This window comes from Acinetobacter sp. SK-43 (assembly GCF_015351505.1).
Classification (GTDB): Bacteria; Pseudomonadota; Gammaproteobacteria; order Pseudomonadales; family Moraxellaceae; genus Acinetobacter; species Acinetobacter junii.
The window spans coordinates 52,046-76,866 of sequence record NZ_JADKPY010000001.1 but is presented as its reverse complement, the minus strand read 5'-3'; the positions used below and the strand labels follow the sequence as shown (position 1 = coordinate 76,866).

General features: G+C 34.1%; 29 protein-coding genes. 22 read left to right on the top strand and 7 right to left on the bottom strand.

Annotated features, from left to right (window positions below):
- Nucleotides 1-138 precede the first annotated feature (138 nt).
- The 4 genes from IRT38_RS00405 (at nucleotide 139) to IRT38_RS00390 (ending at nucleotide 2,484) form a co-directional block, all read left to right on the top strand.
- Entirely contained in the window at nucleotides 139-294 is a 156-nt protein-coding gene (locus IRT38_RS00405) for a hypothetical protein (protein WP_194596714.1), read from the top strand.
- A 40-nt stretch (nucleotides 295-334) separates the two neighbouring features.
- Nucleotides 335-1,402 (top strand): DNA sulfur modification protein DndB, encoded by a 1,068-nt coding sequence (dndB, locus tag IRT38_RS00400; protein WP_194596713.1) that lies wholly within the window; start codon nucleotides 335-337, stop codon nucleotides 1,400-1,402.
- 31 nt (nucleotides 1,403-1,433) lie between these two features.
- Nucleotides 1,434-1,928 (top strand): hypothetical protein, encoded by a 495-nt coding sequence (locus IRT38_RS00395; protein ID WP_194596712.1) that lies wholly within the window; start codon nucleotides 1,434-1,436, stop codon nucleotides 1,926-1,928.
- 346 nt (nucleotides 1,929-2,274) lie between these two features.
- Entirely contained in the window at nucleotides 2,275-2,484 is a 210-nt protein-coding gene (locus IRT38_RS00390; RefSeq protein WP_194596711.1) for a hypothetical protein, read from the top strand.
- A gap of 13 nt (nucleotides 2,485-2,497) precedes the next feature.
- On the opposite strand, the gene IRT38_RS00385 is transcribed toward IRT38_RS00390, so the two are convergent.
- The 3 genes from IRT38_RS00385 to IRT38_RS00375 form a co-directional block, all read right to left on the bottom strand.
- Nucleotides 2,498-3,124 (bottom strand): hypothetical protein, encoded by a 627-nt coding sequence (locus tag IRT38_RS00385; RefSeq protein ID WP_194596710.1) that lies wholly within the window; start codon nucleotides 3,122-3,124, stop codon nucleotides 2,498-2,500.
- Between the two features lie 65 nt (nucleotides 3,125-3,189).
- Nucleotides 3,190-4,893, bottom strand: coding sequence for a tetratricopeptide repeat protein (locus IRT38_RS00380; RefSeq protein WP_194596709.1), 1,704 nt, complete (start codon nucleotides 4,891-4,893; stop codon nucleotides 3,190-3,192).
- A gap of 12 nt (nucleotides 4,894-4,905) precedes the next feature.
- Nucleotides 4,906-6,177 (bottom strand): hypothetical protein, encoded by a 1,272-nt coding sequence (locus IRT38_RS00375; protein ID WP_194596708.1) that lies wholly within the window; start codon nucleotides 6,175-6,177, stop codon nucleotides 4,906-4,908.
- A gap of 120 nt (nucleotides 6,178-6,297) precedes the next feature.
- On the opposite strand from IRT38_RS00375, the gene IRT38_RS00370 reads away from it, so the two are divergent.
- The 12 genes from IRT38_RS00370 to IRT38_RS00315 all read left to right on the top strand — a co-directional run bounded on the left by IRT38_RS00370 (nucleotide 6,298) and on the right by IRT38_RS00315 (nucleotide 15,969).
- Entirely contained in the window at nucleotides 6,298-7,029 is a 732-nt protein-coding gene (locus tag IRT38_RS00370; protein ID WP_194596707.1) for a hypothetical protein, read from the top strand.
- A complete protein-coding gene (locus tag IRT38_RS00365; RefSeq protein WP_194596706.1) occupies nucleotides 7,016-7,627 on the top strand; it encodes a hypothetical protein in 612 nt (203 codons plus the stop codon). Before IRT38_RS00370 ends, IRT38_RS00365 begins: the two co-directional genes overlap by 14 nt.
- Nucleotides 7,620-9,698 carry a helicase C-terminal domain-containing protein gene (locus IRT38_RS00360; protein WP_194596705.1) on the top strand — a complete coding sequence of 693 codons (2,079 nt, stop codon included), beginning with the start codon at nucleotides 7,620-7,622 and terminating at the stop codon, nucleotides 9,696-9,698. The genes IRT38_RS00365 and IRT38_RS00360 overlap by 8 nt, the downstream gene beginning before the upstream one ends.
- A gap of 65 nt (nucleotides 9,699-9,763) precedes the next feature.
- Nucleotides 9,764-10,249 carry a hypothetical protein gene (locus IRT38_RS00355; RefSeq protein WP_194596704.1) on the top strand — a complete coding sequence of 162 codons (486 nt, stop codon included), beginning with the start codon at nucleotides 9,764-9,766 and terminating at the stop codon, nucleotides 10,247-10,249.
- Nucleotides 10,250-10,341: 92 nt separating this feature from the next.
- The gene (locus tag IRT38_RS00350; protein ID WP_194596703.1) at nucleotides 10,342-10,677 is read left to right on the top strand and encodes an H-NS family nucleoid-associated regulatory protein; all 336 of its coding nucleotides are present in this window, start codon (nucleotides 10,342-10,344) and stop codon (nucleotides 10,675-10,677) included.
- A gap of 188 nt (nucleotides 10,678-10,865) precedes the next feature.
- Nucleotides 10,866-11,528 (top strand): hypothetical protein, encoded by a 663-nt coding sequence (locus tag IRT38_RS00345; protein ID WP_227592122.1) that lies wholly within the window; start codon nucleotides 10,866-10,868, stop codon nucleotides 11,526-11,528.
- Between the two features lie 19 nt (nucleotides 11,529-11,547).
- Nucleotides 11,548-12,564: a hypothetical protein gene (locus IRT38_RS00340; RefSeq protein ID WP_194596702.1), complete on the top strand. Its 1,017-nt coding sequence runs from the start codon at nucleotides 11,548-11,550 to the stop codon at nucleotides 12,562-12,564.
- 6 nt (nucleotides 12,565-12,570) lie between these two features.
- Nucleotides 12,571-13,371 (top strand): tetratricopeptide repeat protein, encoded by an 801-nt coding sequence (locus IRT38_RS00335; protein ID WP_194596701.1) that lies wholly within the window; start codon nucleotides 12,571-12,573, stop codon nucleotides 13,369-13,371.
- Between the two features lie 382 nt (nucleotides 13,372-13,753).
- Nucleotides 13,754-14,536 carry a hypothetical protein gene (locus tag IRT38_RS00330; protein WP_194596700.1) on the top strand — a complete coding sequence of 261 codons (783 nt, stop codon included), beginning with the start codon at nucleotides 13,754-13,756 and terminating at the stop codon, nucleotides 14,534-14,536.
- A 72-nt stretch (nucleotides 14,537-14,608) separates the two neighbouring features.
- Nucleotides 14,609-15,265 (top strand): hypothetical protein, encoded by a 657-nt coding sequence (locus IRT38_RS00325; protein WP_194596699.1) that lies wholly within the window; start codon nucleotides 14,609-14,611, stop codon nucleotides 15,263-15,265.
- A 6-nt stretch (nucleotides 15,266-15,271) separates the two neighbouring features.
- Nucleotides 15,272-15,649, top strand: coding sequence for an ASCH domain-containing protein (locus IRT38_RS00320; RefSeq protein ID WP_312846986.1), 378 nt, complete (start codon nucleotides 15,272-15,274; stop codon nucleotides 15,647-15,649).
- A 29-nt stretch (nucleotides 15,650-15,678) separates the two neighbouring features.
- A complete protein-coding gene (locus IRT38_RS00315) occupies nucleotides 15,679-15,969 on the top strand; it encodes a hypothetical protein (RefSeq protein ID WP_194596698.1) in 291 nt (96 codons plus the stop codon).
- Between the two features lie 10 nt (nucleotides 15,970-15,979).
- Here IRT38_RS00315 and IRT38_RS00310 read toward each other — a convergent pair whose 3' ends face one another.
- Genes IRT38_RS00310 through IRT38_RS00300 form a run of 3 tightly spaced genes read right to left on the bottom strand, consistent with a single transcriptional unit; the run spans nucleotide 15,980 to nucleotide 18,093 of the window.
- Nucleotides 15,980-16,264, bottom strand: a complete 285-nt coding sequence (locus tag IRT38_RS00310; protein ID WP_194596697.1) for a hypothetical protein — start codon at nucleotides 16,262-16,264, stop codon at nucleotides 15,980-15,982.
- A gap of 27 nt (nucleotides 16,265-16,291) precedes the next feature.
- Nucleotides 16,292-17,155 (bottom strand): tetratricopeptide repeat protein, encoded by an 864-nt coding sequence (locus IRT38_RS00305; protein ID WP_194596696.1) that lies wholly within the window; start codon nucleotides 17,153-17,155, stop codon nucleotides 16,292-16,294.
- Nucleotides 17,152-18,093, bottom strand: coding sequence for a hypothetical protein (locus tag IRT38_RS00300; RefSeq protein WP_194596695.1), 942 nt, complete (start codon nucleotides 18,091-18,093; stop codon nucleotides 17,152-17,154). Before IRT38_RS00300 ends, IRT38_RS00305 begins: the two co-directional genes overlap by 4 nt.
- A 204-nt stretch (nucleotides 18,094-18,297) precedes the next feature.
- Between IRT38_RS00300 and IRT38_RS00295 the strand changes: the two genes are divergently transcribed.
- From IRT38_RS00295 to IRT38_RS00270, 6 genes are all read left to right on the top strand, one after another.
- Nucleotides 18,298-19,035 (top strand): nuclease-related domain-containing protein, encoded by a 738-nt coding sequence (locus tag IRT38_RS00295; RefSeq protein ID WP_194596694.1) that lies wholly within the window; start codon nucleotides 18,298-18,300, stop codon nucleotides 19,033-19,035.
- A gap of 71 nt (nucleotides 19,036-19,106) precedes the next feature.
- A complete protein-coding gene (locus IRT38_RS00290; RefSeq protein ID WP_194596693.1) occupies nucleotides 19,107-19,907 on the top strand; it encodes a hypothetical protein in 801 nt (266 codons plus the stop codon).
- A 31-nt stretch (nucleotides 19,908-19,938) separates the two neighbouring features.
- Complete coding sequence (locus IRT38_RS00285; RefSeq protein ID WP_194596692.1) at nucleotides 19,939-20,445, top strand: hypothetical protein; 507 nt, start codon at nucleotides 19,939-19,941, stop codon at nucleotides 20,443-20,445.
- Nucleotides 20,446-20,457: 12 nt separating this feature from the next.
- Entirely contained in the window at nucleotides 20,458-20,757 is a 300-nt protein-coding gene (locus tag IRT38_RS00280) for a hypothetical protein (protein ID WP_194596691.1), read from the top strand.
- Between the two features lie 18 nt (nucleotides 20,758-20,775).
- On the top strand, nucleotides 20,776-22,404 hold the full coding sequence (locus IRT38_RS00275) for an LPD1 domain-containing protein (protein WP_227592121.1): 1,629 nt from the start codon (nucleotides 20,776-20,778) through the stop codon (nucleotides 22,402-22,404).
- A gap of 412 nt (nucleotides 22,405-22,816) precedes the next feature.
- The gene (locus IRT38_RS00270; protein ID WP_194596690.1) at nucleotides 22,817-23,188 is read left to right on the top strand and encodes a hypothetical protein; all 372 of its coding nucleotides are present in this window, start codon (nucleotides 22,817-22,819) and stop codon (nucleotides 23,186-23,188) included.
- 157 nt (nucleotides 23,189-23,345) lie between these two features.
- Here the strand turns inward: IRT38_RS00270 and IRT38_RS00265 are convergent, their stop codons facing one another.
- Entirely contained in the window at nucleotides 23,346-23,765 is a 420-nt protein-coding gene (locus IRT38_RS00265) for an H-NS family nucleoid-associated regulatory protein (RefSeq protein WP_194596689.1), read from the bottom strand.
- Nucleotides 23,766-24,821: the final 1,056 nt, after the last annotated feature.

The following is a 24,821-nucleotide window of genomic DNA, read 5'->3' as shown; positions in this document are numbered from 1 at the left end:
ATTTTTAAAATTATAATAAACAAAAAATATCAATAACTTGCTTTTAGTTTGGTGCATCTTTTACAATAATTAATAATTTAAAGTATGTTTTAATTGCGGTATATGTTGTATATTGTATATATAACTTTGGAGATCGTAATGTCAAAAAATCCTCTTAACTTTGTACCTAATGAAAACCGTTTTAGTGATCGTCAACTTGTAGAACACGAAAAACAAATTATTTTTATGGGTCCAAATAGTGTTGTGAAAGTTAAAGCTAATGTTCCTAAATTTAAGTTTTGGATTGAAGATTGATACAAAGCATTCAAAAGTTTATGAAATTGAAGGAATTATTATGAGCGAGAACTATTTTTCATTTGCAGCACTTTCAGGCATTCAGGGTAGAAAAGGAAACTATCTAATACAGGTTCCTTTGAAAGTTTTATCAAAGTTTCTAAGGGAAGAAAATACACAGCTTCCAGTTGAGCAGAGAAGTCAAAGAATACTTAATAAAGCTCGAGTGTCACAAATCGTGAAATATATGGTGGATAATCCAGATTCCTATATTCTACCTCCTCTTGTTGCGTATATAAGCGCCGGTGAGGTAAATTTTGAACGGTTTGATGGCACTGTCAATCTAGGGCGTTTAAAAATATCCCTTGATGCTGATGTACGTCTTTTTGATGGTCAGCATAGACGTGCGGCTATTGAGGAAGCAGTAAAATTTTCAAAATACCTTGGTGATGAATATATAGCGGTAATGCTTTATAGCAACGGTAGTATTGAAGCTGCTCAACAAGTATTTGCTGATATTAATATTAATGCAACTAAACCGGCACAATCCATTAAATTGCTTTTCAACCATAGAGATAGACTAAATAAAGTAACACGAGAGGTGATAGATTCAGTACCACTTTTTAAAGAATATGTGGATTACGAAAGAACAAATTTACCATCCAAGTCCAAGATGTTTTTCACATTTAGTGGAATCTACCAAGTGACTAAAACGATGCTCAAAGAGGAAAAAATCTCAGACAATCCAGAAATCATTCATACCTTCTGGCAGGAAGTAAGTATCAACATACATCAATGGGCTAATCTGGGTAAGCTGCATATAGAGCCGATGGAGCTTAGAGATTCTTTTGTACATGCGCATAGTGTTATTTGGCTAGCAATAGCAGAAGTGGGATGTTATTTAATAAAAAACCGACCTACCGACTGGATGCAGTATGTTGAACGATTACAACATATCAATTGGTCCAGAACTGATCCGCAGTGGCAGGGACGATGTGTAATATCCGGTAGAATTTCTAAAGCTAGGCAGAATATTATTCTATCTTCTAATTTGATTTTTAAGAATATAGGTATTCCTTTACCAGAAGCAAATCAGCAGATTGAAGATACTTTCGTATCTATTGCATAAGTACATTAGCCCCTCATAAAAATTGATTTTTATGGGGGAGTATAATTTCAGTCGTGGGTTTATATGGGATACTGAAAATATGACAAGGATAAATACTGGCGATGGTTCACATGATATTCATTATGATGATCATGAAATGTCATTGAGTATGAAAATACTCAAAGCTAGGCTTTGCCAAATATTACTGGAAAATAAATTTTATGACTTGCAGTTGAGAAAGTCCTATTTCGTATATTTTTATAAGTTTGGTGGAGATCGTGGTTATGAATTCAACACAGTGAATCATAGTCGCACTATAAAGACTTTTAAGCTCCATGAACCGATTAGGGCGTACTATAAAAACGGAATTGAAATTTTCTTTGATAAAGATCAAGGTGAGAATGGATTTTCTTTCAAAGTTTTAGAAAAAGGTTCTATCTGTAAGCAATGTAAGAGTAAGAAATTTATTCGAGAAGATGGGTTTGGTTACATTGAATCTTGCCAATCATGTAATCCGGATTTTCAATTGCCTTTTAATTTCAGGTGATTTCTAAAAGAGAAATTAAGTAACTCTGCCAATGTTAAAATAAGTTAAATTAAACGATGAATAATTTAGGTGTCTACATGATGGAAAAAATAGTAAAAATTTTTAAGGTAATAGCAATTTTTATCACAATTATGATAATTCTTAATGGCACTTCACTTCTAGTTGTATATGGTTTCAAGAGTTTATTTTTTATTTTAATGTTGGTAGAAATCTGTTTATTGATACTTCAATTTATGTACTTACGGAAATCTAAATATAATAAATTAATTAATTTAGTTTATATTGTGCCTTTCCCTATAGTTTATCTTGTCACTTTATTAGGCTAATAAATATTTTGGAGCTAAAAATGAACTACTATGATCATGTAATTATTTTATGGACAGTCCTCTTTTTTCTATTAATTATTTATCTGTATCACAGGGAGGGAGTGCTAATTAATGAGTTTGATGAAAACTTTGATAGATCATATTTTAAAATAAAAAAGCATGATGCGCATGTGGAAAAATATATTGTATTTCAGCAGTATGAAAAAAAGTCTGCTTATTTAAGGTTTTAAAAAGTATGACTTATTATTTTTTTTTAACCAATTCTTCAACAAAGTTTTTTATCATTTCACTGTTACTATTTTTTTGAATAAATTTATGAATTTGATTTACTGTTTTTTTATTATTCTTAAAATGGAATTGTAAGCTTTTGGATTGCTTTTTCCAGAGCCGTTTTTTTTCTTCAATTGTTAGATTTGTTTCCAGATTTTCCTCCCAATCGTTTTGAATCGCCCATTTTGTTTGTTGAGTTGGAGTAATTCCTTTGAAATTGTGTATGCATAAACTGCAAAAAATAGCACGTAATTGCTCGGTTGCAGCATCTTTTTTTTTCCAATTAACTGAAAAAGAAAACTGTTCTTTATTTTCTTTTTTTTGAATAGTATAAGATATTCCATTTAACTCTAAAAAAACAACTGTACTCGCAAAAATTATATTTCTCTGGCTGTAATCATTATATTTTGCTTTCGTTTCTATTTTTTTATAAATAAATATATGAAGTAAACAGGAAATGTTCGCAAGGCTAATTGTTGTAATGAAAAGGATAATATCACTAAGATTTTGAGCCGCTACATACTTTGTTAATGGTACCATTATCAATAATACAAGAAAAAGAGAACCGATATATACTATTTTCTTTAGACTAGGTTCCATAAATTAGCCTCCTGAAACGACCTATAATTAAAAGGGCATATCCAAGAAAGATATGCCCTTGAGATTCAATTCTTAAGCATTGATTTGATTTTTAGACTAGCCGGTTCGTAACCCATTTCTGCCGCTTGACTAATGTATTCAATAGCAAGTTGCTTATCCATGGCAATATTCGTTGTACCAACTTCATAAAACTGCCCAAGAGCGAAAGTAGCAATTGCAGAACCATTTTTGCTTGCTTCTTCAAGGTCATCCAATGCTTTTGGAAGTATTGACTTATCTGGAAGATCACCAGTAATAAACATGGTTACTAAAATTGAAAGCCCTGCTATACACTTTTGATCCGCACTGAGAATCGCATATTTCAATGCTTGTTCTATGTCTTGGTTAGATTCACAATTTTCCAGATATAAAGCTGCTACACGCGCCTGAGCTTCGGAATCACCGCTATCTGCAAGTAGTTTATTTAGCCTTAATGTTTGGCTCTTATCAAATTCCTCATATTCTCTCTTATTAAAAAATATTTGGGCTACTAAAGATAAGCTTTTTGGGTGTCTATCTTTTGCACTGACGGCTTTCAAAAGATACTTTGATGCATCTGCATAATTTTCAGGCTTCTCGGTTGAGATGTAATGTAGACCAAGGATTAATGGTGCAGATTCTTCACCCAACGAACTCGCTCTTTTCAAAAGGGAGATGCCTTTGTTTAAATCTTGTTTTAAATTTTCACCTTCTAAATATTCTTTTCCGAGTATTAGCAGGCATTCTCGGTGATTTAGATCACATGCCTTTTCCATATAGCCAATATAAGTTGACGAGTCCAAGGGGTTTATTGAATATAACGTAAAGGCTAGAGGAGGTATGGCATGTTTACAACCTCCCTCGACTGACTTCATTAACCAATGTGATGCAGCATTAAGGTCCACGGCTGTCCCATTACCTTCAAGATAGCAGCAACCTAAGTTTTTCATTGCAAAAGCATCACCAAGTTCGGCAGCTTCTTTGAAGTAACAATATGCCTGCTTCAAATCTTGTTGTACATGCTCGCCAGTCAGGAACATTGCTGCTAGGTTATTTATTGCCTTAGTACAACCTTTTTCTCGTGCAGCAGCATACCATTCTGCTGCATCAGATTTATATGAATATGTACCGTCAATCCGATCGAACATCTCTGCCAATTCGACTTCATGAGACCCATCACCACTTTTAGGGTCAAGGCTATTTTCTTCGATATAAGTGCGTTTTATATAATCAACAAGCTCCTCTTTTTTTTCTTTTGAGAGTGTGGTTGGGGTTTGACGTGATAAGACGGTACTTATTTCGTCTAATCCCATTGGATAGCCAAACTTGTATGATTGGATGAAGCATTTGATAGCAGATTTTAGATCAGGTTTACCGTTGTTTACTGCTCCGATTACATGGATTTTAGCCAGATTCACGAAACATGCACCAATTTGATGGTCAGCTCCTTTTTGAAACCATTCGAATGCTTTGTGAAAATCTTGTTCAACATGTATGCCCGCCATATACATCATGCCAATATTGTTTGCTGCACTTATACCATCAACTTTTTCTACAGCATCAATCAATAATTCATAAGCTTCCTTGTATCTACGCAAAGACAAATTGGGGTCAAGAAACATTGTTGCTAGATTAATCTGAGCATGTATATTTCCTTGATTCATCAATTCGCGAAATAGATTTTCAGCATCTCCATATTTCTTGTTATTTAAATGGTCCATTGCTGCTGCAAATACGGATTCGTTCGTCATTTTTTGTCCCTATTAAATTGAATAGCTTTTGGTTTTTAAGGGTTGAACAGTATCTAAATCATCAGATAATTCTTTTAGGCTTTTGGGTTTGCCTTCACCTAATGTGTTGTAGTTAATACGATTGTGGAAAACAATAAAACGGCGACCGGTTTCAGCAACTTGCATTACTAAAAGCATTGGTACATATAAGTTTTCATAATTACCAGTTGGATTGTTATCTTGATAGATTTCTCTGGCGAATATTTTTAAGGGGTTGTAATTGCCTCGTGGTGAGAGGTCTTGGATAGTTTCACGACCGAAGCGATAGGTCCGGCTGCCAAACACTTTTACTTTAAATTCACCGTTTAAAAGCTGATTTTTCAAATTCTCGAGATTTTGCAAATAATCTAAATCTTGTGAAAGAAAATCTTCTTTCTGGTATGGGTAATCACAAAAAACACTGAGTACAATTCGGGCAATATCTTTTGATACTGAAAAAGAATTTGCTGAATTGCTGTCTTTCATTAAAAAAGTGGCTATTGAATCTCGTGGCTCACTTGGGGCAAGAAATACAGATGATTGACCATACGAGTCCTTGCCATTAGTTTCAATGTACTTCTGAGGGATATTAAATAATGCTACGGTATTATTATTCCCATCAATGATCTCGGCTTGAAAGCGACCTTCTCGCAGAATGTTGTTTGTTTTATTAAGTGTATTTCTGAGGGCATATACAACCATATCTAAATTTTTAGATTTGTCCTCTAAAGTAAAGTATCGACAGAATTCAAGTACGTTTGCCCAAGCACGTATTTTCCCATTAGGTGTATGGGATTCATCCTTATACTGGATATTTACATAGCCTGTAACTGTTTCAATGCTTGGTTGTTTAGAGATGGTGTTCGCCCAATGGCTACGAAAAGTGGGGATATTATTAATATTGCCCATAAAAAAACAGCGATCAAAGAATAGAAAATTAGCATTTCTCTTAAACTTTTTAGCCATGAGTTCTTCTCTAGGCTTTTGTCCGGCATAAAGTCTCGTGACCGTGTGCTTTGCATTGGCAAGAGATGCTTCTTTTTTCATGCTAACTAGATCATGTGCAGATTCATCAATCGTACTTAACCGGACTCTAATATTTTCGCCAGTAACAAGGTTTGTGCCAGTAGCATAAGTTAGACCCGAAGGATCATTGGATATGTCTATTACCTTGAGGTAGATATTAGTGATGTTAAGTGAGTTTGAATTGTCATTATTGCCTGTTTTTGCTATTTGAGTAAGGGTACTCATCAGGTTATCTGTCATAGTTTTTCCAACCAAAGTTTGATTATTATATTTTATATTATTTAATGTTTTTTTCAATAAAATATTAGTGATTTAAGGTAATTAATATATAATAAAACATATATTTTAAGAGAGCTGATTATGACTGCTAACGGCTTAATAAAAAAATGCATTTTTCCGCTAATTATTGAAGAAAAATTCAAGGTAACTTCATGCTGCGATGTATGTGGCGAGAATAATGTTGAAGTTTGCAAAAATGATAATAATACAAATACTTGTATGGTATGTGACTTCTTTCAAAGACCAAATGCAAAGCTGTTTGGAATGTTAACTCATGTTCGCGCACATAGCCCTATAAGCTTCTTAAATTCGCTTTTAGTAATAGAAGAAAATGACTGTATGACCTTGGTTGTAAGTGAACGTTATGCGAAGCAAGTAACCGATACAAAACTCGTTAAATTTGTGGTATATGGTGTAAATGAATATATAATAAATTTACTAAACAATCCTAGAAAAAGAATTATTATAAGACCCACAATACGGTATGCAGAATATGCTCAAAATTTAATGGTATCAGATGAGCGTTCTGTTTATATTTCGACTTCAAAAGGGGGGTACTGCATAAATTTAGATATATGGCGAAAGCTTACAAAGCTTGTAAAACTCAACGATAAAAAAATTGTTGATAAAGCGATTAGCTTGATGCAAAAAATTGCCAAAGGAGAATTATCCAATTTGGATAATGATGTAAGGATGTTCGTAGAAAAAAACCAAATTCTAATGATCAAATTTAATGATCTGTTAGCAATGGATATTCATTCTCGGCTTTTTATATTGAATTTACTTAAGGTGGTGGTTAATGAAGCAGCTTAATGAATGGTTATTCGAAATAAGCGTTCCAAAGGGTAAGGATGCTCATTATACGCTTGTACACTGGTTACGCCGTAATGGATTGAGTGATCTTTTTTCGGAGAATTATAAGGCAATCACTTATGTTGTCTTTCAATATGGAGATGATTATGGGTTGATCGGCAAGAGTTCTGTACCTATTCAACACCCAATCGTTGAACATAATGAATTTGCCATTAATCTGGATAAGCCTATAAGAGTGGTAGTGCAATTATCTACAAAGAAAAGAATAAAAACACCGAATTTGAAATATGAGGCACAAACAAGCCCAAGGTACAAAAACTCTATTCGTCTAATGAATGAAGCAGAAAAAAAGGTACGTGTTCACAAGGTAATGGATGAATTGGGTTTCGATCCATCTAGTACAAATTTTGAGATTCATGAGGGAATAGATGTGCCGATTTATCATAAACGTGACAATTTATTTATTGTAGAACCCACGATGAATGTGATTTTCGAGGGTCTAATACTTCATCACGAAAAATTTGATTCGGCATGGAATTTTGGTGTCGGGAATAAAAGAGTATATGGATTGGGTTGCGTGAGGGTTCTTCATGACTAATAAAAAATTATCAGATTACATACATGAAGCATTTAATCCGCATGGTGTTGTGGTATCGCTTGGTGGACGATATGTCAAAGAGCAATATCAATATGCCCAAGCAGTCGGTGAGTCATTGATGTACCCAGATGAGTCACTTGCAATTATTGAAGCAGAAACCGGCGTAGGAAAAAGCTTAGGTTACTTGATACCATGTTTGATTTTTCTTAGTACCCACGTAGAAGCAAATCAAATTATTATTTCAACATTTACTCGGTTGCTCCAGAAACAAATCATGCATAAGGATATGCCGTTCGCAATTCGTGTAATTGAGCTATTAGGCTTGGAGCCGGTGCCGTGCGCTTACAGAATGGGTCGGCAAGCTTTTTATTGTATGGAACGAACTCAGCATCTTGTGGAGCAGCTCTTAGCGAAGTATTCGCATGATGTTGATTACTGTCAACAGTTAGAAGAATTTTTATCTTATGCACATAAGAGCTGTAACAGTGGATCAGGTTTGTGGCTAGATTGGTTGGAGGAATATTTTATGTTCCCAGACCATATCCATAGTAGAGATATATGTTTGTTGTATGATGGGCGGATCAGTAATGATGCTTATATAAAACATATCAATCAAGCAGCCTCCGCAAGACTACTATTGACCAATCATGCAACATTAATTGGGCATGACAATGTTACAGATTTTACTGAATCGGCTTATGCAGTAATCACCGATGAAGCACATCATTTAGATCGTCTCATGTCAGAAAGATCAAATAAAATCTTGCCATTTGCAAGGATAAGTTTCTTGCTTAGTAGCGCAAAAGATTTTGATATACATGCGCCGTATGTAAAAGAGACACGCCAGTTTCTTAAACATTGGCAGGCAAATGTTATTCAATATGATAAAGCAAATGGCTCATATCAGGACTTTTACATTAGTTCTGGTGGTCATAAGCAGTGGTTAACAGATCAGATTGATTATGTTGCTCAAATTGAAGCAAATCTACGTCATTTAGAGAAAGATTTTCGTGAATTTCAAAAGTTGAATAGTTTGGATCATTTTCAGGTTGAATGCTTAGAGCAACTAGACGAAGCATTAATAACTTTAGCGCAATGGCGGTCCTCTAATGATTATTTATATAGAGCGATCCTATACAGCGATAATATGCGAAATCCAAGTCTAGCAGTTGTAAATCCAATTGCTTCTCGACTTTTTGCACATACTTTAAAACGTTTAACAACACGAGTGATAATAACGTCTGCAACCCTGTTTGATAATAGGGTAGATGAAAAGGCAATAGCTGTTGCAGGCGATCTTGGCTTTTCCCATGAGGCGGTAACATGCCTATTGCGTTTAACGCCGTCTATGTATGGAGATATGCGATTCATTCTACCATCTAAGAATGTTTCGGTACCAACAAGTTATGACCGCGATAATAGATGTAACAGATTCAATAGTTATTGGTTGAAATACACTGCATCTATGATTAAGGAGGCTGTTAAGACAGGTCCCACCTTGGTACTGACTTACTCATTTGAGGAAACCAGATTAATCAAAGAACACATGGAAGGCTTAGGTGTTGAATGTATAACTCAAGAAGCCGGTAAGCGATTGATGGAATGCTTACCGGAGTTTATTGCAGGGCATTCTGATGTATTAATCACACCTTCTGGATGGGATGGTTTAAATATTCGTTCTGCTGACAATAGTCAGTTTTTGCAGAATATTGTGATAACAAGAATTCCTAATCCACCTAAGAATGAGTTGGAAGAATATGTAGCACGAGAATACATGACTTCAAAAAATATTCCGCCACATGTTATCGATAATATCCTATGGCTTAAACAAAATAATTATTGCGTCCGTGTGCTTAAGCAAGGTTTGGGTCGAGGCTTGCGGGCACCGGAAGATCGAATAATTATTTGGTTTGCTGATCCACGAATGCCTTATTTTAATTCTCCGAAATCTAAACCTCTCATAAATGCAATTCCTGTTAGATTTTTAAGCAATTACGCAAAAGCAGGCATATTTTCTAGTGAGGGTGAGGTGGAAGCTTATATGGATAGCGAAATTAGCGTTGTATTGTAGATTTAATTTTTACTTTAATTTCCATCGAAATTATTCACCAAATATTGAAAGAAAAAGAGTCAAGTATGTTGAATTTACTTTTATTAAGTTTTGTTTCTGTTTTTTTGGTTGTCTGGATCGTTGTATCTTTTAAGTCATTCGATTTCAATAGTCCAGTTTATGCCAGTTCAATAACGCGACTCCAACTACAGTTGTGGCGATCTAATTTTATAGCGAAGCAAATCGCCGTGGGATCGGTAGCTATTACATTCAATGTAATACTAATATTGGCGATTTTTGTGGATAAGAATTATTCAGAACAGATATTTCGTGGTCCAAGCTTGCCATATAGTGATGTCTTTGTACTGTTACTGTTGTGCTTTGGAGGGCTGACTTTATTTGCTCATTCAATTACTCAAAAAACCTTATCTCAATTAGAGACCCAAAAAGCTAATCTTTCTGCAACGTTGGTGGATAAGGTAAAACGGTTTAATCAGATGTTTAATTTTGGAGTAGTTTGCTTTGGGCTAATCTTAGTCTTGCAATTAGTCTATAAAACAATAAATATGTAAATATTTTGATAATGTTGTATTTAAAAACTTTATTTAAGTTTTAAATTGCATATAATCAAATTTACCTACAATACATAATGAGTTAGATGTAAATGAAAGAAAGCTTAGATCAAGTTATTGCGGATTCCTCAATCTCAGACCTTGAAGCACTACAAAAAGACATTGCTTCTGCAATTGAAGCTCGTAAAGAAAAAGAAGTTAATGATGCTCGTATTCATGTTCGCGAATTGGCTGCATCTTTGGGTATCTCTTTAGAGGAATTATTTGCGGAACCAACTAAACCAAATAAAAAAGCAGTTAAGAAGGCGGAAGTGAAATATCGCAATCCAGAAAATCATGAACAGTCATGGACTGGACGTGGATTAAAACCTAAATGGTTGGTTGCTGCGATTGAAGCCGGAGCTACACTTGAAAGTTTCGCCGTGTAGGTTAGGCTGATTTAAAAAAAGGACAATTTTTTTGTCCTTTTTTATTTGTTTGTATATTAATTTTGATTACAGCTTAAATAATTATTCTCTATTATTTGTGTGGTGAAATATTAAATTAATGTTTAAAAAATAATAATTCTGAAATATAATAAGATTAAATTTTAACCAAGCCAAACAAGTGGTGAACTATGTCATCATTTCATCCCTTAAGGATTGAGATAGAAATAATCACTTCTATCATTCATGGTAACTACTATCCAATACACTTGGATGGACTTATCTATTGGGCGGTTCGTAATTTTTCTGATACACATCCTATTGCAATAGAAGAAGTTGATAAAGTTTTTTCGAAATCTAGTGGGGTATATCATGCATCACAAGCTTTGTTCGTGAAAGGTAGAGATTCAAAAATTATTGCTACTGAGGTGGTAAGAGCGACACATTTTCAATGGACGGAATTTTCAGGGAAATTTACCAAACCTAAAAAAAGTATCAAGGAAAATGAAGGTCCATTTAGACGGTTATTTACTGAGAAACTTGCTACCAAAGTAAACAAAATCATATTTTTTGCACATGGTGATGCAGAGAAAATTAAATTTTATCTTAATAGCTTAATTGGCATAGGGCGGTCAGCAAATGCAGGATTTGGAGAGATAGCGAAAGTCACAGTTGAAGATTCTATGGAAGATTATAGTTGGTTCTATGATGATAAATTGAATCGAATCCTCCCAATAAGTATCTTTAACATGGCGCGGAATGAGCCAATTAAATGTTGCCGGTATAAACCGAATTATAAAAGTGGTGATACCACCGACTGTTACATTCCAATTAACAACGTCATTGTTATATAGGATCACGAGAGGTAAACCTATGAAGTATTATCAATTTAAAGGAGGTATTAAGTTAATTCAGCCTTTCACAGTGAACCTGCCAAATACAATTCACTTTCCTGTTGATACTAATGGAAACCCCCTGATGCCCTCTCAGACACTAAGAGGTTGGTTAAGGTTTGCCAGTTATCGTTCACTTTTAGAAGTCATGAAGCAAAGAGGTGAACTATTTTCAATTCATGAACATTATCTTCTTGCGAAGGGTATTGATACTGGAAACTTAATAAATAATGAACGTGCAACAACGATAGGTCTCAATATTGATGTTCGCAAGATAAATCCAATGATGGATTTATTTGGTCGATGGGGTATTTCTGGGGCATTAGGGGTTGGCAGTGCAATTGCCCCAATTTCATCCTTAGTTAAATCCGCAAATTCTAGTAGAGGACATATAGCTGATTCGTTTGATGATTTTGACCATTATATAACTGAGGGTGATAAACAGTTGCTTTTAGATATTATGGAACAAGATGCAGAGACAGCACCACAAATACAAGAATTAAAAGCCAAAATTAAAATAATTCAACATGAAAAAAGAAATGCGCCAAATTTTGAGCAAAAAACTGAACTAAACAAACAAATACAGCAGTTGCAAGATAGGGTTGCAGATATTAAGGGAAAAAAGACAGGTTCTAAAGAATCGGTTCGCCGTGTTAACTATGGGCTTGATGTTATCGCTGCGGACTCTGTAGCACAACATACCATGAAATTAACAGGAAACCATTTGGGGTCCTTGCATTTTTTATTTTGGACAATCAGTAAACTACCATTATTTCGAGTAGGAGGTGGTCGTTCATATAACTATGGAGAAGTCGAACCTTTCTGGAAAATTACAGAACATAATTTTTCACATCCGGAGGGCTTTCCATGTGGTGAAATTGGATGGAAAGATGGAGAATTTATAAAGGCTTTGGATATTGATATAGATGTTGATCTAAAAGCTTTTGAAAGCTCTTTATTGGATAAAGAATTATTTAATTTTAAGTATTTTGGATAAAAGTAGATGAAAAATAAAAAGCCAATTGTTGTATTGGCAACAGTAGCATTGTGTTTTGGTGGATTAGGTTATTATTTATCAACTGACTCGAAAGTAGATTCTTTCACAAAAGCAGAAGTAATCACAGACAGCAAATACACGGCTTTAAAGTCACTGTATGATTTATCGCAGGAAGGCGTACCCATCGCAATGGGTAAATTGGCTCGTGAATACTATGATGGTGTGAACATTAAGCGTAACGATGAAAAAGCACTTTTCTGGGCGAAAAGAGGATTTGAAAAACAAGACGAATTATCGACATTTATTTTAGCGCGAATGAACTACTATGGTGAGGCAACGCAAGCTGATCCACAAAAGGCAATTCAGTTGTTAGAGCTAATTAAAGATAAAAAATTAGAATACAAATATATTTTAGCCAAAATATACATAGAGGAAGCCAAAAAAGATAAAAACTATATAGGTAAAGGTGTTGAACTAATGATGAGTGCTGCTGATGAAGGTTTTCCTCAAGCTCAATTCGAGATGGCAAACACCTTAAGGTTCGGTGAATTAAATGAAGATGTTGTATTAGATAAACAAAGCTTGTTGAGGCGATCTGCCGAATACTTAGCTATGGCTGCTGCGCAAGATTATAAACCCGCCACCAGACAATTAGGCTTATACTTTTATAACGGAATTGGAGTAAAGCAAGATACTTCGAAGGGTCTGGAATTGTTAAATGATGCTGCGATTAAGGGTGATACCGAAGCAGCTAAAATTTTAAAGGCAAAAACATTTGATCTTGAAGTTAATTCAAATGGTAATTGAAAAAACTGTGCTTGATGTCTTATTTGATTGTGGCGGCGGTTCTAAGCAGGTAGAGAAATGAAGGCTTTTAAGCTAACGATAAGCCATTGATTACGGTAAAAATTCAATTGCTGCCCGACTGAAAATTATTTTTATTTTAAAGGGCAGCTCTCGGGCTTAAAAGCCAATTTTCACAAAGTTAGCCAATTTTTCCAGTCACAACTGATGGTAAGGGACTAAAGAGAATAGAGTATTATAAAAATAGCAGGTGCTTTTGAAATTCAATAATGTAATAAAATATTAATTTAAAATATTTGCGAGTATTAACTTATTTAATAATATTAATCTAATATTAATTGTATGATATAATCATGCAAATGAGTTTTTTTATTGAGTGGAAATTGTGAGTTCACTATCTTCAATCTTAGAGTTACATGACTATCCTATGATCTTTGCTTTGCAGGAAGAATTTACAAGAGTGAAGGGGTCGTTTAATTTGGAAAATCAAGCAGCTTCACTCGGTAGCTTTAATATTTTCTTGTCTGAATTTAAGGAATTAGTAAAAGCGGTACATGAAAAAGACTACATAGAGTTGCGCGATGGGATTGGCGATGTGATCACCACTAGCTTAGCTCTAGCATACTTGATTGATATGCAAATAAAAGAAAAGGATTTAAAAGATATTTATTTCAAAGAAACAATTTTTCCAAGAGAAGATTATTTGGGTTATGTAGATGATATTTATGATGGTGTTATTCTTTTAGAAAAAGCGATAGTAGAAAAAGATTTAACTCAGGTGAAGTCACAAATTATAAGAATTCTTGCGCACACTTACCATGGTTTACCAGAATTTGCAAAATTCACGATAAGAGATGATTTGGTAGCGATCACGGCATCTTCTTTGTCTAAGATTTGCCCAACAATTGATGATGCGGAAAAGTCCGTTGAAGTGTATGCGAAAAAAGGATGTGAAACATATTTCAAAAAAACTAATAACGGTTATGCTATATTTTCGAGCAAAGAACAATTCTTTAATGGTGAAACCATTAGTAAAGATAAATTTCTGAAATTTTACAATTGGTCCGCGCCTGTTTTTGATGAAATTACTGATGAGAAAACTGTATGGCAGTGCTATCCAAATGTTAAATTCAAGGCACTGGCTTTATTAGAAAATAGAGCAGCTTAAAAAATTAAGCTCGATCAAATTAATGATCGAGCTAGTTCCTATTTAAATATCAACTAAAAGGATTTTAATTGCATGAAGCGAATTCTGTTAGTAGATATGCAAAGCTTCTTGTGGTCGTATATTAGTATAAGATCACACTTACATAAGTATAAAATCATCATATTTCTTTATTCTAAGGAGCAATTTAGAACTATCAAGTCTCTTAGCCAATTGATAAAAAAAATTGCAAAAGTTCAGTCTATTCAAGATGTACAATTTATCAGGGTTGAAAGTAATGATAGTACAAGCACCATTTATCAGCAGATGTTTAATATAACGAATGACATTAGCGACACATACAATCCACACGATGATGTTTTTCATTTGATGTGCCGTCAATTCCCCCAAAAGCCAATTTGTGAAACATTAGAGGATAATGGATTCCTTTATTCTGTAATAAAAGCAAACCCCATATATTTACATTTCGAAAATGAGAGTGAGGCAAAAGAGTTTCTAAAAAACTCCCATGAAAATAATTCTAGGTTTTTAGCCATAAAAGAAAAAAATGTAACATTATATGATCCTAATGAATTAATAAAACAAGATAAATGTGATAAGGATGATCTCATTGATATAGAGCTTTTTAGCCTGTCTGTGGTAGATTTTATGCGTTATGATTTGAGGCACTTTTCATCAACCATAGACGATAAAGAGTTACCTGAAATAAAATCTGATTTGAAGAACCTGTGAGAAATAATGATGAAAATTTTAATTTCAATAAAACCAGATTACGCAGATAAAATTTTAAACGGTAAAAAACATTTTGAATATCGTAAAACAATTTTCAAGAAAACTGATATAAAGAAAGTATTAATATATGCAACTGCTCCCGTTGGAAAAATTATTGGGGAATTCGAAATTGATCAAATAATTTCAAATTCCCCAAATCAGGTATGGGAGGAAACAAAGCATTATTCAGGGATTAGTGAAGATTTTTTCAATGAGTATTTCAAGGGTAGATCGTTAGCTCATGCTATAAAAATTGCTAACGTAAAAGCATATAAAACACCTATTAGTCTAAATGAACTTAAAGAAGGACTCAAAGCACCTCAATCGTTTGTTTATATAAATTAATTACACTGCACCAGATACCAGAGGTCCCTATGCGTATTGATACAACTCTAGCTCCGTTTATTAGCTCAGATGATAGTGGAGAGGTCTACGGAATATTTAGTTATGGTTGGCATACAGAGGAAGCTTTAAGATCAAAATCCATTGAGAAGTATGGATTAAAACATTGGGTAGTTGATGATTTATTGAATATGGGTGGCTATTTTAAACAAGAATATTTCACTTTAAATGGAGACAACCTTTTAATCCCTGCTAAACGTAATAATAAAGGGTTTCTGCCTAATAATAGTTTTCCTGTATCTATGTGGCATCGATTAATTTAGCAGCTATTAATTATATAAGAATTTCGTCTTTTTTATTGGCAGCCGATATATTTTTTTTAGACTTTCTACTTTTTTTGTACTTTTGAAGTTTCGTGACAATACTAGGGTTTCGATCCGAGATATAAACAATAAACTCACGTATGATATTTTTGTCCAAGTAATTCTTGAATCTTGCTTTGGGTTCTTCACTTAATTTTAGACTAATAATATCAATATCACTTTCAGTTAAAGTGTGAAATAGGTCTGGTGTTCTTTCATCTCGTAATTTTTTGATTTCTATTGTTTCTTGTTCCATTACATTTTCCCTTCATAAAATTTTAAATTATATTTTCGAATCAATTGATTCAAGAAAGTCTATCGCTTCTCGATGACCTTGTTTAGCCGCCATTTTCATTAAAACGATCCCTTTTTTTCGATTCTGCTCAAAACCATTACCTTTGTAAATTAACATACCCAGTGCATATTGCGCTTCTTTAGAGCCGGTTTCTGCTGCTTTGATACGCATGTCTAAACCTTTCCCAATATCAGTTTTTATGCCAAACAAGCCGTTTTCATACATCCCTGCCAATACTTGTAATGAAGGTGCAAAGTTTGCTTCCGCAGCACGATGCAGCCAATCTAAAGCAATGTTCCTTTCTGGTTTAGTCAAGCCATCTTTATATTCGAGTGTATAAATAGCTAAAGCATGTAATGCTAATGGGTTGTTTTTTTCGATCCCCTGATTGAGTAGATTCAGAGCTTCTTCTAAGTTTTCTTGAGCATTTTTGTCAGAGGTACACAAACGATGTGTTTTTTCGATTTGTGGATAGAGGGACTTTATATAATTATCCAAATCACTGACAGGTTCGCCTGAACTTTGATCCATTCTTTTTTGGTCTATATATGCAGTAAAACCATTTAACAGCATTTGCCCTAACAAGGATTCTTGAATACCGGTTGGAGAAGGAATACTTAAACGTAAATATTTAATTGCATTATCTGTATCATTACTTCTAATGAAGTGTTTAGCTATATAAAGACAAGCTTCTGAATGACCTTGATTAGCAGAATTTGTGAACCAAGTAATAGCTCTATCTTTTGAATCTGGATCATCATTCTCCATCATAAATTTGGCAATGCTAAATTGAGCATCGGAATTGCCCCTGATTGCCTTTACATACGTGGTTAATCGCTCAAAGTAGTTCACTGAGGTTTACCCCATTTTTTTTCTTGTTCTTGCTGCATCTGTCTGTTCCCTTGTTGGATTTCCTCCCGAGTGAAGTTGTTTGTATTGATACTCAATTGGGTACTTTCTTGTTTTCCACCAACTGTATATCGATCATCACTTATACCAAGTTCTTGACGCATTTGATTCAAAATATGACGTGTAGTATTAATACCTGTAGTTGCATCAACATAGCGTTCGTTGTTGTATTGATCCATTTGTTTAGCATTGATATTTTCATCGTCTGCAATGTCCAAACTGGTCATTGGTTTTGATTTTAGTGATGGGGTTATATATATCGGATTCTGAGGCACAAAAGTAGGAATCTTAAGATTTGTAGTTGCTGAATTCGCCAACTCTATCGCAAGACTGTCTTGTATTGGCTTATCCAAGTCATAGAACTCCAATAAACTATTACTTGCGATTACATTACTGATTCGATTGAGTACATCCGAATTGTTAACTGTAACTTTGCGGATTTGATCTGTAAAATTTAAATGAAATAGACGAATTCCATGTTGGCTTTTTGGCAGTTCGAAAAGGTATTCAATAGGGCTTATCTCGTGGACAAGTTGTTCAGAATTTATGAAATGCGTTTGGTGTGGTCCCGTAATTTTATAGAGTAATGGCTGTTGGATAATAAGATTATTTTTATCGGTTAAATAGATGTAATCACAAGAAATCTTATCGTTCAGGGAAGTTAAATTAACTCGAGCAATTTTTACTAAAGGGTTCTTTCTTAAAGTAGATTGATATTCTTTAAGTGACTCGGTTTCATTAGATAAGTAGGATTTGATGCTTTTAGCAATGTATGTCAAGTCGCTAGGTTTTGGCATGTCTAGGTTGATACTTGCTGTGCTGAACTCCTTTTGCTCATTGTTGTAGATATATGATGTGGAGTTATCTAAGCAATCAGTCATGAGGGGGGCAGCTTGATATTTGCTGATTTCGCCTAAGCCACTTGTGCCGCAGCCCACCAAAGTTATAGAAATTGCGCAAACAAAATTAACACGATGACGGTTTTTCATAGCATTTAAATATTAAGATAAACATTAATTTTATAATAACATTTATTATAAAATTTAGTATTATTATTTTAATATTTGCTTTAACTGGTGCATTGTATGGATATTTATTTTCTGTTTATCGGTCTTGCGTTGCTCGGCATTATTCTCTGTATTAAGAACTACTTTGATCAAAAAAGAAAAAAAGAGTTTGGTCGCCAAGGCGAGATCATCGTTGATAGAAAATTAAGATTCTGGTTGGGGTGGGGTGGTGCCAAAATCTATGATGATGTGACATTTATGACGGTATCAGGAAACACAACTCAAATTGATCATATCGTTATCAGTAAAAAAGGAATTTATTGTATTGAAACAAAAAATCTAAATGGTGTGTTAAAAGGGAATGTGGATGAGAAAAATTGGATTCATATCAATAGGAAAGGAAATAAAAATACAATTTACAACCCTATTTTCCAAAATCAATCACACATCAATCATCTTGCCAAAGTATTGAAGGTCGATCCAAGTTCAATTGAAGGTTTTGTGACGAATGTAGGTGATGCGAAATTAAAAGGAAATATCCAGCCGTTATTTGGAAAAGCGGCAATTGAAAAAGGTACTTGGTTCATTTTTAGTTTATGGCTGCGATCTAATAATGATTATACAAAGGATGAAGTTTTAGGTTTTGTGGAAAAATTAGAAGAAAAAATTAAACAAGCTGATGAAAATATGAGAGAGAACCATGTTGACTATGTGCGAAAAATGAAGGGGGACCACTCTGGCTCTTTCATTTTACGATACTTATATTTTGTTATTGCAATCTTAATTGCATATATTATTTATAGAATATTTTACTAAATATTTATATTAATGATTTATAATTATATTAATATTGTATTGCTAATGATCATTCAAGAATGAGAGCCAATATGAAAAAATATGTGATATTTGGTGCAATCACGGCACTCTCTGTTCAAGTCGGCGCTGCTTCTTGGCAACCAATCGCTATCACTAAAACTGGCACGAAAATGTTTGTTGATAAAGATTCCATCTTGATCAATGTGAATGATCCCAATGAAATTCTCTACAAAAGCCGTTTAGAGTCAGGTAGCGATCAGGACGGGTTGAAAAAAGGAGAGCTGTTAGTTGCTAAAGAAACGATAAATTGCGCAACAGGTACTAAAACACTTTTTGCTCTAATTAAGTATAACCCTGCCGGTCAAATTTCATATAAATCTACTGACGATGGCAACGCAATTAATGTGGTTAAAGTCAGTCCAAACACAATCTACTCAGATGTGATGAACTATTTATGCCCTTTATTGCCAAAAAATAATCCTCAAAAAGAGGTTATACAATCGGTCCCGAATTTCAGAACAGATAATAAAAATATCTGGTCCTTTGTTACGCAGGATGAGAATGTTTTAGTTCAGGTAGATGAAGCATCTATCTCGGCGAATAAAAAAAATAAGATGGTAGCCTTTACAAGTAAAATGACATCTAAAAGTAATAATTCATCTTACTTAGGTAAGGGACAATATTTTATTGCAAAAAATATGGCTGATTGTGAAAAAGGGACGATCGCTCGTCTGTATGTTTCAAAATATGATAGGAATGGAACTCAACTCTCAGAAGAACGATATTCATTTTCTGAAATCAAGTACCGTATAGCAAATGAAAGTAAAATTTCAGGCGCAATTCAAAAGTATGTCTGTAAATCAGTTAGATAATTAATAACTAAAGATTTCTTAAGGAAAAAGTATGCAAAATCGATATGTTGGTCAAAATCTAAAAACCAATGTTTCCAAATATTTGGAAACACAAAATCATCATTCATTCCTACTATCAAGTCGGTACCATGTTTATATAACTGATTCCATTAAAGATATACAGGTTTATAAAAAGCATGTGGAGTCTTACTCAGCATTAAGACGGTTCTTAGATCAACATCAATCATTAATATTTGTTAGGTATTTCAGTGAAGAATCTGGAATGTTCAATATTGAGGGAGTATCAGAGGCAAATTTAATATTCGAGTTAAAAAAGGTTCTATATACCTTCCTCGTAGAAACTACAAATATTCTTACTCGGAATAAGTATGTAAGTGAAGAACTGTACAATATATTTAAAAACTATATATTACAAGAAGTTAATGATTTGCTTGATGAACTGAAAGTGTTCACTGATGATTCGGAACACTTTGAGATTTACACAAGTCAGAATTTAACGTTACCAGATTTTAATACATCCGTTTCGTTGATGAATTAGGTTAGGCAAACAATGGCATCTGAATTTATTGTAAGTGCCGGACTATGGCAAATAGACTGTTCAAAGTTGGTTAGTTTTTTTGACCATAATCATACCGGTAAGCATACAAACTTCACTGTCGAGTATTTGGCGGGTCAATACGCATACTATGCTTCAACATCAAGGGACAGTGTAAATAAAAGAACCTTCAAGGATGAACTTAAATTTCTTAAGGAACTAGGAATAGTATTTGATGTCAATTCAGCTTTAGAACATGCGATTCATTTTAGTAAAATGCTAGATAACCCCTCAGCAAAATTGATTTGGCTTTAATGGGATGGTAATAGCCAGATGAATGACGGAAATTTACAGGATTCAAGTGACTATATCGGTGATATAGGTGAAAAATTTGAAGGTGCTAAGAAAGATTTGGCATTACCTGTTCATTTCACATTGAATCAGACTGGAGGTCAAATATCCAAAAGGAGCCTCTGGACTCGACCAAACTTTCGAGATGATGTTAAGGGGGGGTTAAATACCGGTAAACACGCCGTTTTATTCATGGTAATTTATGAAAATTTATCTAATAAGCCTTTAGATGGAGGTTGGTTTAACTTATCGGCAACGATCTGGCGTGAAGCCTACATAGAAAGCATTGAATTCTTGAAAAATGCTTATGAAAATTCGCATTATGAATCAATTGATATTCTGAGAAATCATTTTAATTCCTTTATAAAAAACAAATACCCTAATTCAAAAAATGATATAGAGCGTTACGCAGCCGGTAAAACGACAAGAAGAAAAGTAGCACATCCATTGAGTTTAAATATGGAGTCCAAACTAAGGTTGGATAGTTTAGAGGCTTTAGGTTGGTTTGATGATGAAGATGTATTGGATAGTGATAATTATGGAGCCTGTATTCTGATAGATAGTAATACCAAAAAAAAGGCTTGGTTCGCCGTGAAATCTGCTACACCTAAAACAGTAAGGACATTGGATGGGTGGACTGAATTTTCAACATTTAAGGAGGCTATGGCACAAGCGAAGAAGATATTCGATAAAGAAGTATTGACTGGTCGAAAAAATAAGCCAAAGGAAAAAAAGGAGAGAACCAAACCACCAGTTCGCCCATGTTTCGATAGACCATATATCCGTCAAGGTCCAGATTACAGACAAGGTGGGCTTATATCAGTTGAAACATTTGCTGAAACTTTTAAATTTCGTGGAGTTGAATTTGGTAATTGGGTAACTCAATCAGAAAGACAAGGATTTATTGATGCAACCTATGATGCATTTATGGACCTAACTCGTATTTTTGGTTTACCACCGACTTTTGCTTCTTTGGGCGGGACTCTGGGGATTGCTTTTGGAAGTCGTGGGAAAGGAGATAGTGTTGCCGCACATTTTGAACTGGATCAATGGTTAATCCATTTGACTAAAACAAAGGGTGTGGGGGCATTGGCACATGAATTTGGACATGCTCTTGATGCGTATTTAGCCAAAAGAAACAAAACAAATTCAAAATTCCTATCAGAAGAATTTATTTATAGTATTAAGGACCATCGGACTTTTCTTAGAGAGGAAGCTCGATATATAAGAAATATAAAGGACCAAACAATGATCCCAGATTTTATGTTTTTGATGCAAAATATAGTTTATAAAAAATACAATGGATCATTGAGTAAAATAAGTGAATATTCAAATAATGCCGCACGATTGGATGCTGCAACCAAAAAGCTTTATTGGGCAGAACCAACTGAACTTTTTGCTAGGGCATTTGAGACATGGATGAGTGATCGGTTAATTGAAGAAGGACAAATAAATGAATTTTTGGTTTATGGGACAGATCAAACGCCGTCAAGTTGGAATGCTAAAGTAAGCATGTATCCAGAATCAGTTGAACGAGAGCAAATAGTTATGGCAATGGAAACTTGGGTTAACTCACTTGTGACCCCATGGAAAAATAAAACAAATCAATAGAGAGAAGTAGAAATTGTTATCAAAATTTATAGAACAAATAACCGTATTATTACGACACAAGAAACCACTAGCTATATGGTTTTTGGGTGGATTAATGGCTTACATTGTAATGATCAAGATGCAAAACATAATAAATATAGAAAGTTCAAAAAGTCAAATAATACAAAAACTTATAGATGAATCAATGGGCAGAAGTGTGCTAAAATATATTTCATGGATCATTTCATTGATAATTCTATGGGTGACTTGGAATCTAGGAATAGACGAACATAAAAAGAATATGGATAGAGACAGAATTTAAAGAAAGAATATAAATAAGATGGAACTTTGTGTGCTTTGACAATCAGGTCGTAAACTAGACATTAATGTTCTAAACTTAAACAATATATTTGTAAACCAAAAGGTTGAATAAATGGGACAAGCTAAACAAAGGGGTACACTTGAGCAAAGAGTAAAGCAAGCTCAAGAACAAAGAGATGATTTTTATGGAACTGAAAGAAGTGTAGATGAAGTTCTAGCTGAACTAGGCTTACCAAGAGATAGCACAGTAAAAGGTTATGTTATCCATCTTCCTGAAAAAGATGAATTTGTAGCTAAAATTAATGACAATAATATTTCTTTTTCAGTTGCTTATGCTCGGACACCTGAATTAGCAATGATATATGATGAGCCACAAAAAGCGATTTCAGACGCTAAAAAGATTTCAAAACATAAGCTTTTGGTTTGTGTTTTATTTGAAACTTCAAACCAATTCATGATTAATGATATTTGGGCTAATTATTAGTTTGAGTTTACATCTATTATGTCAAAAATTTTTATTGTTTAAACATACTTTGTAAGAACTCTTTTACAGGAAATTTGCGAACAAATAATTTTTTACGTTCCAGAAAAAAGCAGCCAGTTTTTTGGCTGCTTTAATGATGTACAAATGATTTGAAAATTTATTCCTGATCTTCTTTCTCTGCCGGTACCAAGAATTCTTCAAGTTCACGACCTTTACTAAGGTAATCTTGAATCCAGATTGGTTTTTTGCCGCGACCAGTCCATGTATTGTTTTGGTTTTCTGGATCGATATAGCGAACATCAACTTTCTTACGTTCTTTACGTGCGGTTTTAACAAGCCCTTGCGCTTCGATCGCGACCAAAAAGTCTGGCAAGCTACCGAAACCAAGTGCAATCACACGTTCTTCAAATTCATTATAAATAGCGAGGTAATCTTCTTTTCGTTTTACATCAGCCATCATGTTTAAATTTTTGATAACACTTTCGATGTCATTGACATCACGGTCCTTCAAGAGTTCTTTGAACTGTTCGGTTAAGTCCGTATTATCTTGAGCGATCTGAGTTGCTTCTTTACTCATTTTAAAAGCCTCATTCTTAAAATCGGGAAAAGATTAATTTTGAAATTAATATTTCGGAAATAAAAAGCATTAGAATAAAAATACTATATATATTGCTTAAAATCAAATAAATTATTAACTGTGGGGGTAGTTAACCTACTGAAAAAAATAATTATTATGTGCAGTACTCGCAAATTCTGGTCATTTTCCCGACTGCATGCGCAGTGGTTTTTTTGGTTTAATATTTTAGTTTTTTGCTATTTATTTACAGCAATTATATAAATCTTTGTGAATATTTAATTATACTTATCTAGCGGCGGGGCATATCGTTCATGAGCATGAATTAGTGTAAGTCTAGTATTAAATTTAATTTTAGATTTAATCCGCCCTAGAGCTAGGGTTAGCCCCGCCGCCGCCACTATCCCACTTATAGCTTCCTATTATCTATTTATAGTCTTCTATTTTTAAAAATTTAGCTCTCTATACTTATAAAATACCTTTCTATTGTTCTTGTTACGGCTTTCTATATTGCTAAATTCTGGCGGCACCGCGCCCGATCCACTGCGTGCTTATAAATTTCAATAGTTGTTTATATTTAGATGGCTATATCCTTAAGAGTTACCTATATTCTGCTCTATTGCCTCCTATTCGCTTTGTATTAGCTTTCTATATATGAGTTGATGATTTGACACATTGATTCGCTTATCTGATGTTACATCGCATGTGAGGGTGCTTCCTTGCTTTATATAGTCAGCTATATTTGTATTTATAGATTTCTAAAGGATAGGGGATAGTTTCCTATTTTAAAGTTATGGTTCCCGATTTGATTTTTATAGATACCTATAAGGCATTGTGAATTCCTATGCCATTTTTATAGAAAACCATGGTGCTTTATAGCAGTCGGGATTGTATGGTTTAAATGCGTTTATCTGAGTTTTCCCATATTTGTGGTATATGCTGGTAGGCGCGGCGAAAATTTTTTTAAAATTTCCCGCCGTGGACTTCACCCGAGCGGTCGGAAAAATGCGCGTGGCGGTCGCAGCAAGTAGGCTATCATTTTGAAAAAAATTGGGGCTT